The 13,166-nt window shown below is 73.0% G+C and carries 17 protein-coding genes; 8 read left to right on the forward strand and 9 right to left on the reverse strand.

Annotated features, from left to right (window positions below):
• Window positions 1-30: 30 nt before the first annotated feature.
• On the reverse strand, window positions 31-270 hold the full coding sequence (locus tag ACZ6ZR_RS15340; protein ID WP_345289284.1) for a chaplin: 240 nt from the start codon (window positions 268-270) through the stop codon (window positions 31-33).
• 271 nt (window positions 271-541) lie between these two features.
• Between ACZ6ZR_RS15340 and ACZ6ZR_RS15345 the strand changes: the two genes are divergently transcribed.
• The 4 genes from ACZ6ZR_RS15345 to ACZ6ZR_RS15360 all read left to right on the forward strand — a co-directional run bounded on the left by ACZ6ZR_RS15345 (window position 542) and on the right by ACZ6ZR_RS15360 (window position 2,143).
• On the forward strand, window positions 542-802 hold the full coding sequence (locus tag ACZ6ZR_RS15345) for a chaplin (RefSeq protein WP_465642587.1): 261 nt from the start codon (window positions 542-544) through the stop codon (window positions 800-802).
• 250 nt (window positions 803-1,052) lie between these two features.
• Complete coding sequence (locus ACZ6ZR_RS15350) at window positions 1,053-1,295, forward strand: chaplin (RefSeq protein ID WP_465642588.1); 243 nt, start codon at window positions 1,053-1,055, stop codon at window positions 1,293-1,295.
• A gap of 90 nt (window positions 1,296-1,385) precedes the next feature.
• The gene (locus ACZ6ZR_RS15355) at window positions 1,386-1,655 is read left to right on the forward strand and encodes a chaplin (RefSeq protein WP_465642589.1); all 270 of its coding nucleotides are present in this window, start codon (window positions 1,386-1,388) and stop codon (window positions 1,653-1,655) included.
• Between the two features lie 125 nt (window positions 1,656-1,780).
• A complete protein-coding gene (locus ACZ6ZR_RS15360) occupies window positions 1,781-2,143 on the forward strand; it encodes a hypothetical protein (protein WP_465642590.1) in 363 nt (120 codons plus the stop codon).
• Window positions 2,144-2,236: 93 nt separating this feature from the next.
• Here the strand turns inward: ACZ6ZR_RS15360 and ACZ6ZR_RS15365 are convergent, their stop codons facing one another.
• The gene (locus ACZ6ZR_RS15365; protein WP_465642591.1) at window positions 2,237-2,923 is read right to left on the reverse strand and encodes a hypothetical protein; all 687 of its coding nucleotides are present in this window, start codon (window positions 2,921-2,923) and stop codon (window positions 2,237-2,239) included.
• Window positions 2,924-3,209: 286 nt separating this feature from the next.
• Here ACZ6ZR_RS15365 and ACZ6ZR_RS15370 point away from each other — a divergent pair, with 286 nt between their 5' ends.
• The 3 genes from ACZ6ZR_RS15370 (at window position 3,210) to ACZ6ZR_RS15380 (ending at window position 4,458) form a co-directional block, all read left to right on the forward strand.
• Complete coding sequence (locus tag ACZ6ZR_RS15370) at window positions 3,210-3,554, forward strand: rodlet layer protein (RefSeq protein ID WP_345289276.1); 345 nt, start codon at window positions 3,210-3,212, stop codon at window positions 3,552-3,554.
• A gap of 87 nt (window positions 3,555-3,641) precedes the next feature.
• Entirely contained in the window at window positions 3,642-3,986 is a 345-nt protein-coding gene (locus tag ACZ6ZR_RS15375) for a rodlet layer protein (RefSeq protein WP_345289275.1), read from the forward strand.
• Window positions 3,987-4,200: 214 nt separating this feature from the next.
• Window positions 4,201-4,458, forward strand: a complete 258-nt coding sequence (locus ACZ6ZR_RS15380) for a hypothetical protein (RefSeq protein ID WP_465642592.1) — start codon at window positions 4,201-4,203, stop codon at window positions 4,456-4,458.
• Window positions 4,459-4,522: 64 nt separating this feature from the next.
• On the opposite strand, the gene hemB is transcribed toward ACZ6ZR_RS15380, so the two are convergent.
• From hemB to ACZ6ZR_RS15415, 7 genes are all read right to left on the reverse strand, one after another.
• Complete coding sequence (hemB, locus tag ACZ6ZR_RS15385) at window positions 4,523-5,503, reverse strand: porphobilinogen synthase (RefSeq protein WP_465642593.1); 981 nt, start codon at window positions 5,501-5,503, stop codon at window positions 4,523-4,525.
• Window positions 5,504-5,695: 192 nt separating this feature from the next.
• Window positions 5,696-7,336, reverse strand: coding sequence for a bifunctional uroporphyrinogen-III C-methyltransferase/uroporphyrinogen-III synthase (locus tag ACZ6ZR_RS15390; RefSeq protein ID WP_465642594.1), 1,641 nt, complete (start codon window positions 7,334-7,336; stop codon window positions 5,696-5,698).
• Window positions 7,333-8,319: a hydroxymethylbilane synthase gene (hemC, locus tag ACZ6ZR_RS15395; RefSeq protein ID WP_465642595.1), complete on the reverse strand. Its 987-nt coding sequence runs from the start codon at window positions 8,317-8,319 to the stop codon at window positions 7,333-7,335. The genes ACZ6ZR_RS15390 and hemC overlap by 4 nt, the downstream gene beginning before the upstream one ends.
• Before the next feature lie 41 nt (window positions 8,320-8,360).
• Window positions 8,361-9,746 carry a glutamyl-tRNA reductase gene (locus tag ACZ6ZR_RS15400; RefSeq protein WP_465642596.1) on the reverse strand — a complete coding sequence of 462 codons (1,386 nt, stop codon included), beginning with the start codon at window positions 9,744-9,746 and terminating at the stop codon, window positions 8,361-8,363.
• A 34-nt stretch (window positions 9,747-9,780) separates the two neighbouring features.
• Window positions 9,781-10,647 (reverse strand): redox-sensing transcriptional repressor Rex, encoded by an 867-nt coding sequence (locus ACZ6ZR_RS15405; protein ID WP_465642597.1) that lies wholly within the window; start codon window positions 10,645-10,647, stop codon window positions 9,781-9,783.
• 176 nt (window positions 10,648-10,823) lie between these two features.
• Window positions 10,824-11,573 (reverse strand): 3'-5' exonuclease, encoded by a 750-nt coding sequence (locus ACZ6ZR_RS15410; RefSeq protein ID WP_465642598.1) that lies wholly within the window; start codon window positions 11,571-11,573, stop codon window positions 10,824-10,826.
• A gap of 148 nt (window positions 11,574-11,721) precedes the next feature.
• Window positions 11,722-12,009 (reverse strand): glutaredoxin family protein, encoded by a 288-nt coding sequence (locus tag ACZ6ZR_RS15415; protein ID WP_465642643.1) that lies wholly within the window; start codon window positions 12,007-12,009, stop codon window positions 11,722-11,724.
• Between the two features lie 96 nt (window positions 12,010-12,105).
• On the opposite strand from ACZ6ZR_RS15415, the gene ACZ6ZR_RS15420 reads away from it, so the two are divergent.
• Window positions 12,106-13,011: an HAD family hydrolase gene (locus ACZ6ZR_RS15420; protein ID WP_465642599.1), complete on the forward strand. Its 906-nt coding sequence runs from the start codon at window positions 12,106-12,108 to the stop codon at window positions 13,009-13,011.
• The last annotated feature ends 155 nt before the right edge of the window (window positions 13,012-13,166 follow it).

Consider the following 13,166-nt stretch of genomic DNA (forward strand, 5'->3'; position numbering starts at 1 on the left):
GGGTACAACTCAGGTGCTACGCGGCTGAATTCAGCCGACGTTCGCGCAGGAGTTGCCGAACGACGGGTTCAGGGCGCCGATCACGTTGACCGAGTTGCCGCAGAGGTTGACCGGAACGTGAACCGGGACCTGGACGGAGTTGCCGGAGATGACACCGGGGGAACCCGCGGTGACGCCCTCGGCGGAGCTGCTCGCCATCGCGGTGCCCGCACCGGCCGCGACGATGCCAACGACAGCGGCGCCGACGGTGGCGACCTTCTTGACGCTCATGTGAGTCTCCTCGTAGATCAGTTCTTCCAGGTGCCGTACCAACAGCGGACGAGCATGGAAGCGCACGGGCGTGCGTCGACTCCAACGAGCCCCGCCCGGACGGGTTGCGCACCCTCGCCGACATTCACCCGCTTGCAGCAGTGGTGGCATTCGGGTGATCTCCCGCACTGCTCGGATCCGCCCGTTTCCCCCCGCGCGCTGCGTCGTTCTTCCTGGCGAAACAGGCTCCATCCCGAAGCATCGAACCACCGCAAGAAATGGGACTCGCACCATGCGCAAGCTCGCCTACGGCACCCTCGGCACCGCCGCCACCGCGGCCCTGCTGCTGAGCGGCGCCGCTGCCGCCGCCGCCCACGGTCACGGCCACACCAGCGGTGCCTCGGCCGAGTCCGTCGTGGCCGGCTCCCCCGGTGTGCTCTCCGGCAACAACGTCCAGGTCCCGGTCCACATCCCGGTCAACCTGTGCGGCAACACCGTCGACGTGATCGGCCTGCTGAACCCGTCGTTCGGCAACTCCTGCCTGAACGCCTGAGCCTGACCGAACGTCAGCTCGACATGACTTCCAGGTGGGGCAATTCGTACCCTCCTGGGCGCGCCGCGATTGCGTCCGGTTCTCGACCGTGCGAGAACTGATGACGGGGGCGGCGTGAACGAAGCGGCCGCGCGGAACCGCCCAAGCCACGGGCGACGCACAGGACTTGGGCCGCTATTGCGACACCACACGGTACACCCCCAGTTCTCGGGCGACATTCCCGCTCGCCCGCTCAAACGGAGGATTTCCCATGCGTAGCTTCAAGAAGGCTGCTGTCCTTTCCGTCGCCGCGGCCGGCCTGGTGCTCGGCTCCGCCGGTGGCGCGTTCGCCAGCTCCGAGGCCGAGGCCGTCGTGGCCGGCTCCCCGGGTGTGCTCTCGGGCAACAACATCCAGGTGCCGATCCACATCCCGGTCAACGTCTGCGGCAACACCGTGAACGTGATCGCCCTGCTGAACCCGTCGTTCGGCAACTCCTGCGCCAACGTCGGCTGACCCAGCCGCACCTGACGCAGCACCACCCGCTGGGCACCCGGCCTCCGTGCCGGGTGCCCGGCACCCTTCCCTGATCGAGGAGATCACCCCATGCAGAACGTCAAGAAGGCCGCCGCCGTCGCGGGCGCCGTCGTCGGCATCGTCGCCGCGGGCGCCGGCACCGCCGTCGCCGGTGCCTCGGCCGAGGGCGTCACCGCCGGTTCGCCCGGCGTCGGCTCCGGCAACTCCGTCCAGGTTCCGGTGCACATCCCGGTCAACGTCTGTGGCAACACCGCCAACCTGGTGGGCCTGCTGAACCCGGCGTTCGGCAACTCCTGCGCCAACGTCGACGCCCCGCCGATGCCCGAGGAGGACTGCTGATCACCCTCCAGGTGACCAGCGGTACCCCGTGCGCGTGCAGCCCCCCGGTCCGCCGATCGGGGGGCTTCGCGCCGTCCGGGGCACGACCTGCCCGCACCACTCCACACCCAGGAGTTGAACCCCTCATGCTCTCCAGGCACCTCCCCGCCGCCGCCCTCGGCCTGCTCGCGGCCGGCTTCCTGCTCTCCTCCCCCGCCGCCGCGGCCGGGCTCACCCCGCCGGTGGGCGGACTGCAGCCGATCGACGCCGCCGCCGGCCTGGAGGCCGCCACCGGCGGTCTCGGCCACGGCATCAGCCCGGCGAAGACGCTCCGGCTCGACCCGTGGGCCGGCTCCTCCGCCGACCTGCTGAACAACGGCCTCTCGCTGGAGCCCGACAACGGCCTGGCCCCGGTCGGCACCGCCCCGCTCACCCAGCCGCTGAGCCAGGGCGGCGGCACCAAGGACCTGCCCCTGCTGGGCGGCGTGATCGACCAGCTGCCGGGCTGAGCGGCCCCGCACGCACGGGAGCCCGGCACCTCGGGGGTGCCGGGCTCCTCGCCGTACCGAGCTGGTCGCCGTACGGGGCCGGCCCGAAGACGGTCAGCCCTGGGCCAGCACCTCGCGGACGGTGCCGCTGGTGGTGCCGGTCAGGTCGGAGAGCGAGTCGGTGACCGAGAGCTTGTCACCGCCGTTGCCCAGGGTGGCCTTGGCGCCCGGGATGGCCTGCACCGGGTTGGTGACCAGCTGCGGGTCCAGCTCGCCGGCGCTCAGCACGTCGTCCACCGGGGTGGCCGCGTTGCCCTGGGTCCACTCGAAGGGGTGACCGAGGGTCAGGTCCGGGCCCTGCGCGTTCAGCGGGGCGGCCGGGGCGTCCAGGCCCACGTTGCCCAGATCGGTGGAGCGGTCGGCGGTGGGCAGCGGCAGCGCCGCCTGGAGGCGGGGCCCGACCCGGCCGACCTCGACGCCCGGCACCACCCGCTCGGGGATCAGCTGGCCGCCCGGCTCGGCGTCCGGCTTCGGCGGCATCAGCAGCGAGGTGGGCACCCCGCCGGAGATGTGGCCGTCGCCGGGGAAGATCGGCAGGTGCTGGCTCACCGTGTCCAGCGGGATGTTGAACGGGACCTCCTCGGTGGCCAACTGGTCTTCCATCGCCGCGACCTGACCGGCCGTCATCGGCTCGGTGTGGGCAGGTGCCGCCACGGCCGCCGCCTGGCCCGTGAGCACACCGGAGCCGACTGCCAGCAGCAGCGCGCCGGCCGCGCGCTTGGAGAGCTTCATGCTGTTCACCGTTCTGTCATATGAAGGGCCCATCGGCCTTTTTCGGCCGGCCCGGGAAATCACTCGGTTCAACGAGCAATCAGGGAACGGGATAGCGAGCCTTAGCCGGTTCGGCCTAATAATCCGACCGGATACAGAGGATCTTGACGGACCGTTGGTGAATCACGGAGATTCCGCGTAACTTTCCCGCCGCTCGTTCTTTGATCCCGTTGTCGCAGCCAGGACGGCGGTCGGAGGCAATCCCCCCGGACGGGCCGGCAACCGATGGTGATTCATCAAGAGAGGTATCTCCACCATGCTCCAGAAGACTTTCGCGGCAGTCGGCCTGGCCGCCGCCGCCATGGCCGCCGGTACCGTTCCGGCCTCCGCGATCGGCAACGCGGACGGCGGGGCGGCCGGCCTCTCCGGCCACGGCGGCACCAACGCCACGGGGACCTGGGGCGACCACAGCCCGAACTTCCACGTGCTCGACAACCCGAACATCTGCCTGCCCGAGGTGCACAACATCGCGGTCGGCGTTCTGGGCGTCGCGGTGCCGGTCGAGGTCGATGCCCTGAGCAACCAGCCGAAGCAGACCTGCGTGGTCGGCCCCGGCACCCAGGGCAGCGGCGACGGCGGCGTCTCGCACCTGGTCGGCTGACCTCTCGCCGGCCCGGCCCCGCTACCAGCGGGCCGACCAGTACCACCCGTTCCACCACACCCATCAAGTCCGAAAAGGAACAGAACAATGATCAAGAAGGCCCTCGCCGCTGTCGGCGTTGCCACCGCCGGCCTGGCCATGACCGCCGCCCCCGCCATGGCGATCGGCGACGCTGACGGTTCCGCCGTCGGCGTCTCCGGCAACGGTGGGACCAACGCGACCGGCACCCACGGCGACCACAGCCCGAACTTCCACACCCTCGACAACCCGAACCTCTGCCTGCCGGAGGTCCACAACATCGCCGTCGCCGTCATCGGTGTCGCGGTGCCGATCGAGGCGGACGTCCTCAACAACGAGCCGAAGCAGACCTGCAACGTCGGCCCCGCCACCCAGGGCTCGGGCGACGGTGGCGTCAGCCACCTGATCGGCTGATCCACCGGTAAGGCCGACCGCCGGGTTCGGGGGACTCTCTCCCCGGACCCGGCGGTTTTTGCTGCCACTTCGCCGATCGGTCCCAAAGCTTGGCCACCCGATCGAGTGCGGTTCCTTCGGGTGGCCGGGGGACGGGCCTGGCGCGTGCTGCGGCGGACCCGTCCGATTCTGTGATCACGTGTAGTCACACTGCTGTCACGCAGAGAGGGAAAACATGAAGAGCATCCTGGGCAAGGCCGCGCTCACCGCGGTCGCCACCCTGGCCCTGGCCGGCATCTCGGCCCCCGCCTACGCGCACGTCGAGGCCCACGGCGGCGGCCAGTTCGCCGCCACCGCACACGAGCCGTTCCTGGCCGCCGAGCAGTGGGGTCACGCCGAGACCAGCCACATCGAGGCCTGCTTCGAGCAGTGGTTCGTGGCCGGCGACGACTGGGCCGCCGGTGGCGGCGAGGGCCACGCCGAGATCAACTGACGCCACGTCAGCACGAGGGCGCGGCACCCGTCCCCGGGTGCCGCGCCCTTGGCGTGCGTACGTCCTACTTGAGGAGGCGGGCCGCCTCGGTGGCCCAGTAGGTGAGGACCTGCCCGGCGCCGGCCCGGCGGATCGAGGTGAGCGTCTCCAGGATCATCCGCTCGCGGTCCACCCAGCCGTTGGCCGCGGCCGCCTCCACCATCGAGTACTCGCCGGAGACCTGGTACGCGGCCACCGGCACCGGCGAGGCGTCGGCCACCTGCCGCAGCACGTCCAGGTAGGCCATCGCGGGCTTCACCATCACCAGGTCGGCGCCCTCGGCGACGTCCTGCTCCAGCTCGCGCAGCGACTCCCGGGCGTTCGCCGGGTCCTGCTGGTAGGTCTTCCGGTCCCCCTTGAGGGAGGAGCCGACCGCCTCGCGGAACGGGCCGTAGAACGCCGAGGCGTACTTGGCGGTGTAGGCCAGGATGCCGGTCGACTGGTAGCCGTTGGCGTCCAGGGCCCGGCGGATCACGCCGATCTGACCGTCCATCATCCCGGACGGGCCGACCAGGTGCACCCCGGCCTCGGCCTGCACCAGGGCCATCTCCTCGTACCGCTTGAGAGTGGCGTCGTTGTCCACCCCGCCGTGCTCGTCCAGCACCCCGCAGTGCCCGTGGTCGGTGAACTCGTCCAGGCACAGGTCCGACATCACCACCAGCTCGTCCCCGACCTCGGCCACCACGTCCCGGATCGCCTGCTGGAGGATGCCGTCCGGGTTGGTGCCCTCGCTGCCGGTCGCGTCCTGCACCAGCGGCACCCCGAACAGCATGATCCCGCCGACACCCGCCGCCACCGCCTCGGCGGCGGCCCGCTTCAGCGTCTCCCGGGTGTGCTGCACCACCCCGGGCATCGAGCTCACCGGCCGCGGCTCGGAGATCCCCTCCCGCACGAACGCGGGCAGGATCAGCTCCGCCGGATGCAGCCTGGTCTCCGCGACCAGCCGCCGCATCGCGGGGCTCTGCCGCAACCTGCGCGGACGGACGTACGGGAACTCAGCAGACACAGGATCACTCCGAACGACGATTGAGTTGCACCACCCAGGGGTGCGAGGAACCGCGCGAACCGGAAGGCGGCTCACCTGCGACTGACCCACCATCAGCCAGTTGCAGGTGCGGCCGTTCCCCCGCGCGCAGTTCCCCGCGCCCCCGAGGCATCACGTTTTCCCGCGCCCCGCGGGGCGGAGCCGGGTGCCCGGTCAGCGCGCGGCCTTGCGGCGGGAGCCGGGGCGGCGTTCGCTGGGGCGGTAGACCGGCTCGCCGGCTGACACGGCGGTGTCGCGGCGGTTCGCCCCGAAGTCTGCCAGCGCCTGCGCCAGCGCGGCGGCCGACGGGGCCGGAGCCATCACGTCGACCCGCAGGCCGTGCTCCTCGGCGGTCTTCGCGGTGGCCGGCCCGATGCAGGCGATCACCGTGACGTTGTGCGGCTTGCCGGCGATGCCGACCAGGTTCCGCACCGTGGAGGAGGAGGTGAAGAGCACCGCGTCGAAGCCGCCGCCCTTGATCGCCTCGCGGGTCTCGGCCGGCGGCGGGGAGGCCCGCACGGTCCGGTAGGCCGTCACGTCGTCGACCTCCCAGCCGAGTTCGACCAGGCCGGCCACCAGGGTCTCGGTGGCGATGTCGGCGCGCGGCAGCAGGACGCGGTCGATCGGGTCGAAGACCGGGTCGTAGGGCGGCCAGTCCTCCAGCAGACCGGCGGCGGACTGCTCACCGCTGGGCACCAGGTCGGGCTTCACGCCGAAGTCGACCAGCGCCTGGGCGGTGGTCTCGCCGACCGCCGCGACCTTGATGCCGGCGAAGGCGCGGGCGTCGAGGCCGTACTCCTCGAACTTCTCCCGGACGGCGCGCACCGCGTTCACCGAGGTGAAGGCGATCCACTCGTAACGACCCGTCACCAGGCCCTTGATGGCGCGCTCCATCTGCTGCGGGGTGCGCGGGGGCTCAACCGCGATGGTCGGCACCTCCTGCGGGACCGCGCCGTAGGAGCGGAGCTGGTCGGACAGGCCGTGCGCCTGCTCCTTGGTGCGCGGGACGAGGACGTTCCAGCCGAACAGCGGCTTGGTCTCGAACCACGAGTGCGAGGAGCGGTGCGCCACCTGCTCGCCGACCACGGCTATCACCGAGGTGTTCGGGTCCACCGGGGCGGAGACCGGGGAGGGCAGCACCCGGGCCGCCTTGAGGTCGGCCGCGATGGTGGCCAGGGTGGCGGTGAAGGTGCGCTGCCGGGTGGTGGTGCCGGACAGGGTGGCCGAGAGCGGGGAGTCCGGCTTGCGGCCGTTGGCTACCAGGGCCTGGGCGGTGGCCGGGAGTTGGCCCAGGGTGGTGCGGACCACCAGGGTGGTCTCCGGGACGCCGAGGTCGATGGTGCCGCCGGCCAGCAGGCCGGCCGCGTCGACGAAGCGGACGTCCGCGCCCTGGCTGCCGCGCAGCGGGACACCCGCGTAGGCGGGGACGCCGACCGACTGGGCGACGCCGGGGATCACCTCGAAGGGGATCTCGGCGTTGGCGCAGCCGAGCATCTCCTCGGCGGCGCAGCCGTCCAGGCCCGGGTCGCCGTCGACGGTGCGGACCACGTGCTTGCCGGACCGGACGGCCTCGGCGACCACGGCGGCCACGTCCGGGCAGTCCTCGCCGACGGTGCTGTGCACCACCACGCCGACCGGGCAGTGGGTGCGCACGGCGGCGGCGGTGAGCGGGTCGGCGATCAGCACGTCGGCGGAGGCCAGGACGTCCACCGCCCGCAGGGTGAGCAGGCCCGGGTCACCCGGCCCCGCTCCCAGGAAGGTGCAACGGCCCGCCGGGGCGGCCGGGTTGTGGGCGAGGTTGGCGGCGGCGCTCATCGGGCTCGCTCCCCCATCAGGTTGGCCGCGCCCGCTTCGAGCAGCCGTTCGGCGAGCGCGTGGCCGAGGGCCACCGCCTGCCGCTCGGCGGTCTCGTCGGGGGTGAGCGGACCGTTGGCGGTCATCTTCAGCAGGGTGGCGCCGTCGACGGTGCCGACCACGCCCTCCAGCCGCAGTTCGGTGCCCTGCCAGGTGGCCAGGGCGGCCACCGGGGCGGAGCAGCCGGCTTCCAGGCGGGCCAGCAGGGCCCGCTCGGCGGCGACGGCGGCTCGGGTCGGGGTGTGGTCGAGCGCGCGCAGCACGGCGGCCAGCGCCGGGTCCGCGCACTCGACGGCCAGGGCTCCCTGGCCGGGGGCCGGGAGCATCAGCTCCGGGTCCAGGTGCTCGGTGATCTCGGCCGAGCGGCCGAGCCGGTTGAGCCCGGCGGTGGCCAGCACCACCGCGTCCAGCTCACCGGCGGTGACCTTGTTGATCCGGGTGTCCACGTTGCCGCGGATGGCCACCGTCTCGACCTGGGCGCCGAGTTCGCGGGCCCAGGCGTTCAGCTGGGCCATCCGGCGCGGGGAGCCGGTGCCGATCCGGACGGGGTGCCCGGAGCCGGCCAGCTTCTCCACCAGCTCGCTGAGGGCCAGGCCGTCGCGGGCCACCAGGGCGTCCCGGCTGTCCTCGCGCTCGGGGACGGCGGCCAGGAAGAGGCCCTCGGGGGCGGCGGTCGGCAGGTCCTTGAGGGAGTGCACGGCCAGGTCGATCCGGCCCTCCAGCAGCGCGTCGCGCAGCGCGGAGACGAAGACCCCGGTGCCGCCGATCTGGGCCAGCGCCTCCCGGGAGGTGTCCCCGTAGGTGGTGATCTCGACCAGCTCGACCGGTCGGCCGGTGACCCGCTCGACCTCGCGGGCGACCATGCCCGACTGGGTCATGGCGAGGGCGCTCCGGCGGGTGCCGAGGCGCAGCGGCTGTCCGCCGCCGGTCAGTTGACCATTCATGAGGCGATCGTCCCGGTGATGCTCGTGGGCTGTCTGGTGGTTCATCGGGGGCTGCTCCCCGCGTGTCCGGCGTCGGCCGGGGCCGGCGGTCCGGCCTGGGCCGGCGGCTTGGGGCGGGCGCCCGCCGGGGAGCCGGCGGGGGTGCCGGCCACCGCCTGGACGGCCGCCGGGTCCAGGTCGAAGAGTTCGCGCAGCGCGTCCGCGTACCCGGCGCCGCCGGGCTCGGCGGCGAGCTGCTTGACCCGGACGGTCGGGGCGTGGAGGAGCTTGTCCACCACGCGCTTGACGGTCTGTGAGACCTCGGCGCGGGTGCGCTCGTCCAGGTCGGGCATCCGGGAGTTGAGGCGGCCGAGCTCGCTCAGCACCACCTCGGAGGCCATCTGACGGAGCGCCACCACGGTGGGGGCGATCCGGGCGGCGCGCTGGGCGGCGGCGAAGGAGTCGACCTCGTCGGAGACGATGCCGGCCACCGCGTCCACGTCCCCGGCACCGGGGGTGGCGGCGTGGGCCCGGGAGAGGCTCTCCAGGTCGACCAGCAGCGCGCCGTCGAGGCCGTGCACGTCGTGGTCCACGTCGCGCGGCATGGCCAGGTCGAGGAAGGCCAGCGGGCCCTCGCCGGTGCGCAGGGCGGTGGCGGCGGCCACGTCCTCGGCGGTGATCACCACGCCGGCCGCGCCGGTGCAGGAGATCACCAGGTCGACGTCGGCGAGCGCCTCGCGGACCTTGGCGAACTCCACCGTGCGGGCGCCGAGGTTGGCGGCCAGCCGCTCGGCGCGCTCGGCGGTGCGGTTGGCGATCAAGAGGTCGGAGACGCCGGCCCGGACCAGGGTGGCGGCGGCCAGCGAGCTCATCGAACCGGCCCCGACCACCAGGGCGCGCTTGCCGGCGATCTCGCCGGCCCCGGCCGCGACCTGCTCCAGGCCGAAGGTGACCAGGGACTGCCCGGCCTTGTCGATGCCGGTCTCGCTGTGGGCGCGCTTGCCGACCCGCAGGGCCTGCTGGAACAGCTCGTTCAGCCCGCGCCCGGCGGTGTGCTCCTCCTGGGCCCGGGCCAGCGCGTCGCGCAGCTGGCCGAGGATCTGGCCCTCGCCGACCACCATCGAGTCCAGGCCGCAGGCGACCGAGAAGATGTGGTGCACCGCGCGGTCCTCGTAGTGGACGTAGAGGTGCGAGGTGAGCTCTTCGAGGTCGACGCCACTGTGGTGGGCGAGCAGCAGGGAGAGCTCGGCGACGCCCGCGTGGAACTTGTCCACGTCGGCGTAGAGCTCGATCCGGTTGCAGGTGTTGACCAGCGCGGCCTCGGCCACCGTGGGGGCGGCGGCGGCGTCGTGCAGCAGACGGGCCGGGGTCTCCCCGGTGAGCGCGGCGCGCTCCAGCACGGTGACGGGCGCGCTGCGGTGGCTCAGCCCGACGACGAGAAGACTCATGCCCGCCCCTCGATGACACGGATCCGACGGATGCTCATGCGGGCATCACCGCCGAGAGGTCGCCCTCGCCGGCCTTGGCGGGCTTGCCCTTGGCCGGCTCGGCCTTGGCGGTGCCGCCGCCGGCGGCCCGGCGCAGCTTGGCGGCCGCGGCCCGGACCGGGCCGGGGGCCCGGTCGAGCACCGAGTCGCCCTGCCCGGGCTCCTCGCCGGCCTTGCGCTGCTCGTGGAAGGCGAGGATCTGGAGCTCTATGGAGAGGTCCACCTTGCGCACGTCCACGCCGTCCGGGACGGTCAGCACGGTCGGGGCGAAGTTCAGGATGCTGGTCACGCCGGCCTCCACCAGCCGGTCGCAGACCTGCTGGGCGGCGCCGGGCGGGGTGGTGATCACGCCGATCGAGACGTGCTGGCTCTCCACGATGGCTTCCAGCTCGTCCATGTGACGGACCGGCAGACCCGCGGCGGTGGAGCCGACCACGGCCGGGTCGGCGTCCAGCAGGGCGGCGACCCGGAACCCGCGGGAGGCGAAGCCGCCGTAGTTGGCGAGCGCGTGGCCGAGGTTCCCGATGCCGACGATGACCACGGGCCAGTCCTGGGTCAGGCCCAGCTCGCGGGAGATCTGGTAGACGAGGTACTCGACGTCGTAGCCGACGCCCCGGGTGCCGTAGGAGCCGAGGTAGGAGAAGTCCTTGCGGAGCTTCGCCGAGTTGACCCCGGCCGCGGTGGCCAGCTCCTCGGATGAGACGGTGGGGACCGAGCGCTCGGAGAGCGCGGTCAGGGCCCGCAGGTAGAGGGGGAGGCGGGCGACGGTCGCCTCCGGGATGCCCCGGGCACGCGAGGGTCGGCGCGCGGCGCCCGGTTCGGGCGTCTGCGAGGTGCTCTGGGTGGATCGGCCGATTGCCACGGTGCTCCTGTGGGTGAAGCTGGGCTTTGGCAGCCAGGCTATGTGTTTGTGAACGTGTGCACAAAGATGGTGTCCGTTTTGTCCGCCCACAGTGACGCGCATCACGCGGCGGCGGCAGCTCCTGGAGCCGACCGCGGACTCCGTCAGGTCGCACCGTACCGGACCTCGGCGGACCGTCACCGCCGTACGCCGGACGCGGAGGGCAGCTCGGCGGAGGGCAGGGAGGCGGAGGCGCGGGCGGTCAGCAGCATCGGTGCCTCCGCCCCCTGGGGCCAGGGGCCGGGCGCCGCCTCGCGGCGGAGCAGCGCGAGCTCGCCGGCGCGACGGTGGGAGGGCGCGGCGCCCAGCCGGGGCCAGGGCAGCCCGGCGGCCTCGTGCAGCGGGGCCTGCCACTCGGCCGCGGCGGCGGCCAGATGCCGGAGCAGGTCGGCGGTGGCCCGGGCGTCGCCGAGCGCGGTGTGCGCGGGGTACCGGCCGAGACCGGCCGTCTCCACGCAGGCGGCCAGCCCGTAGCCGCCGGCCCCGGGCAGGTGGGCCCGGGCCAGGCGGAGGGTGCAGAGCGCGGGGACGGCGGGCAGCGGGACGCCGATGCGGGCGAACTCCCGTTCCAGGAAGGCCCGGTCACAGCTGACGTGGTGTCCGACCAGCACCCGGCCGACGAGCAGTTCGAGCAGCAGCGGGGCCAGTTCGCGGAAGCGCGGGGCGCCGACCACGTCGTCCTGGGCGATGCGGTGCACATGGGTCGGGCCGACCGGCCCGACCGGGTCTATCAGGGTGGAGAACTCGCCCTCCGGGCGGAGTTGACCGTCCAGCAGCACCACGCCGACCTCGACCATCCGGTGCCGCCACGGGCTGCGGCCGGTGGCCTCGACGTCGACCACGGCGAACCCGCCCCGCCGGGGCGGCAGTTGTCGACCGGGGAGCATGGACTCCCTCCTCCGTCATCCAACCCCCGGCGGACAGAAACGTGTTAGATCGTAAGCCGACCAATCCGCGTTTCCTAAGCCGATCCTCATTTTCGAGGCAACGATTCGGAGAAGCACCCCCGCCGTTCGGAGGGGGTGCCGCCCGGGCTCAACCGCCCAGCGCCGCCCGCAGTCTGCGCTCGTCGACCCGCCAGAAGTCGTGCTGCTTCCCGTCGATCAGGGTCACCGGGATCTGCTCCCAGTAGGTGCGGTACAGCTCCTCGTCCTGGGTGATGTCCCGCTCCTCGAAGGCGCTGCCCAGCTCCCCGGTGACCCGGACGATCACCTCCCGGGCGTCGTCGCAGAGGTGGCAGCCGGGCTTCCCGATCAGGGTCACGGTCCGCTCGGCCGGCTTCTTCGAGGTGTCGCGTCGCAGCAGTGGGCTCACCCGCCCCATTGTGCCCGCCACCGCGTCCACCGGTGGGCTCCCGTTCACCCCCGCTGAAGGCGCTGGTCACGAGGAGAGTCCCGACGGCTGGCTATGCTCGGTGGCATGGTCGCCCTGAGAAGGCTCACGCGGGTACGGCAGGCGCCGGACGAGCAGTCGGTGCTGGCCGGTGAGGCCGCCGCCGACGCGGCGCGGACGCAGGCCCCCGAGGGGGACCACCAGCCGACCCCGGACGACCCGCGGGCCGCCGCCTTCTTCGACTGCGACAACACCATCCTGCGCGGCGCGGCCATCTTCTACCTCGGCATCGGCCTGTACCGGCGGAACTTCTTCACCCGGCGGGACATGGCCCGCTTCGCCTGGCAGCAGGCCTGGTTCCGGCTGCACGGCGCCGAGGACCCGGCGCACATGGCGGACGCCAAGGACAAGGCACTCGGCCTGGTCGCCGGGAAGCGGACCGCCGAGCTGGAGGAGATCTGCGAGGAGGTCTTCGAGGACGTCATCTCGCGGAAGATCTGGCCCGGCACCCAGGCGCTGGTCCAGCTGCACCTGGACGCCGGCCAGCGGGTCTGGCTGGTCACCGCCGCCCCGCAGGAGGTGGCCCGGATCATCGCCCGGCAGCTCGGCATGACCGGCGCGCTCGGCACCGTGGCCGAGGCGGTGGACGGCGTCTACACCGGGCGGCTGGTCGGCGGCCTGCTGCACGGGGAGGCCAAGGCGGCGGCGGTCCGCGCGCTGGCCCGCCGCGAGCGGCTCGACCTGGACCGGTGCGCCGCGTTCAGCGACTCCGCCAACGACATCCCGATGCTCGGCCTGGTCGGCCACCCCTACGTGGTGAACCCGGACGCCGCGCTGCGCCGCCACGCCCGGGCGAACGGCTGGCGGGTGCGGGACTTCCGGACCGGCCGCAAGGCGGCCCGGGTCGGCCTGCCGGCCGCCGCCGGGCTGGGCGTGCTGGCCGGGGCGGCGGCCGCCACGGTGGCCATCAGAAGGCGTCAACACGCCGCCTGACCACCCGTCAGCGCACCCGCCGCGCACCCGCCGGCACACCCGTCAGGGTGACGCGCCGGAGGCTCACACGTCCGGGGGAAATCCGGCCCCGTCCGGGGGTGTTACGAACCCGCCCGGCCGTGACCGGAAGCGATCGTTCGGCGACTCGGGAAAGT

This window comes from Kitasatospora sp. NPDC088742 (genome assembly GCF_055584905.1).

Bases quoted from the DNA above. Each gene is read 5' to 3' on its own strand.
- ACZ6ZR_RS15360 (WP_465642590.1), top strand. From the start codon at position 1,781: ATGCTCTCCAGGCACCTCCCCGCCGCCGCCCTCGGCCTGCTCGCGGCC.
- ACZ6ZR_RS15420 (WP_465642599.1), top strand. From the start codon at position 12,106: ATGGTCGCCCTGAGAAGGCTCACGCGGGTACGGCAGGCGCCGGACGAG.
- ACZ6ZR_RS15345 (WP_465642587.1), top strand. From the start codon at position 542: ATGCGCAAGCTCGCCTACGGCACCCTCGGCACCGCCGCCACCGCGGCC.
- ACZ6ZR_RS15355 (WP_465642589.1), top strand. From the start codon at position 1,386: ATGCAGAACGTCAAGAAGGCCGCCGCCGTCGCGGGCGCCGTCGTCGGC.
- ACZ6ZR_RS15380 (WP_465642592.1), top strand. From the start codon at position 4,201: ATGAAGAGCATCCTGGGCAAGGCCGCGCTCACCGCGGTCGCCACCCTG.
- ACZ6ZR_RS15340 (WP_345289284.1), bottom strand. From the start codon at position 270: ATGAGCGTCAAGAAGGTCGCCACCGTCGGCGCCGCTGTCGTTGGCATC.
- ACZ6ZR_RS15415 (WP_465642643.1), bottom strand. From the start codon at position 12,009: ATGGGGCGGGTGAGCCCACTGCTGCGACGCGACACCTCGAAGAAGCCG.
- ACZ6ZR_RS15400 (WP_465642596.1), bottom strand. From the start codon at position 9,746: ATGAGTCTTCTCGTCGTCGGGCTGAGCCACCGCAGCGCGCCCGTCACC.
- ACZ6ZR_RS15375 (WP_345289275.1), top strand. From the start codon at position 3,642: ATGATCAAGAAGGCCCTCGCCGCTGTCGGCGTTGCCACCGCCGGCCTG.
- hemC (WP_465642595.1), bottom strand. From the start codon at position 8,319: ATGAATGGTCAACTGACCGGCGGCGGACAGCCGCTGCGCCTCGGCACC.
- ACZ6ZR_RS15390 (WP_465642594.1), bottom strand. From the start codon at position 7,336: ATGAGCGCCGCCGCCAACCTCGCCCACAACCCGGCCGCCCCGGCGGGC.
- ACZ6ZR_RS15350 (WP_465642588.1), top strand. From the start codon at position 1,053: ATGCGTAGCTTCAAGAAGGCTGCTGTCCTTTCCGTCGCCGCGGCCGGC.
- ACZ6ZR_RS15410 (WP_465642598.1), bottom strand. From the start codon at position 11,573: ATGCTCCCCGGTCGACAACTGCCGCCCCGGCGGGGCGGGTTCGCCGTG.
- ACZ6ZR_RS15370 (WP_345289276.1), top strand. From the start codon at position 3,210: ATGCTCCAGAAGACTTTCGCGGCAGTCGGCCTGGCCGCCGCCGCCATG.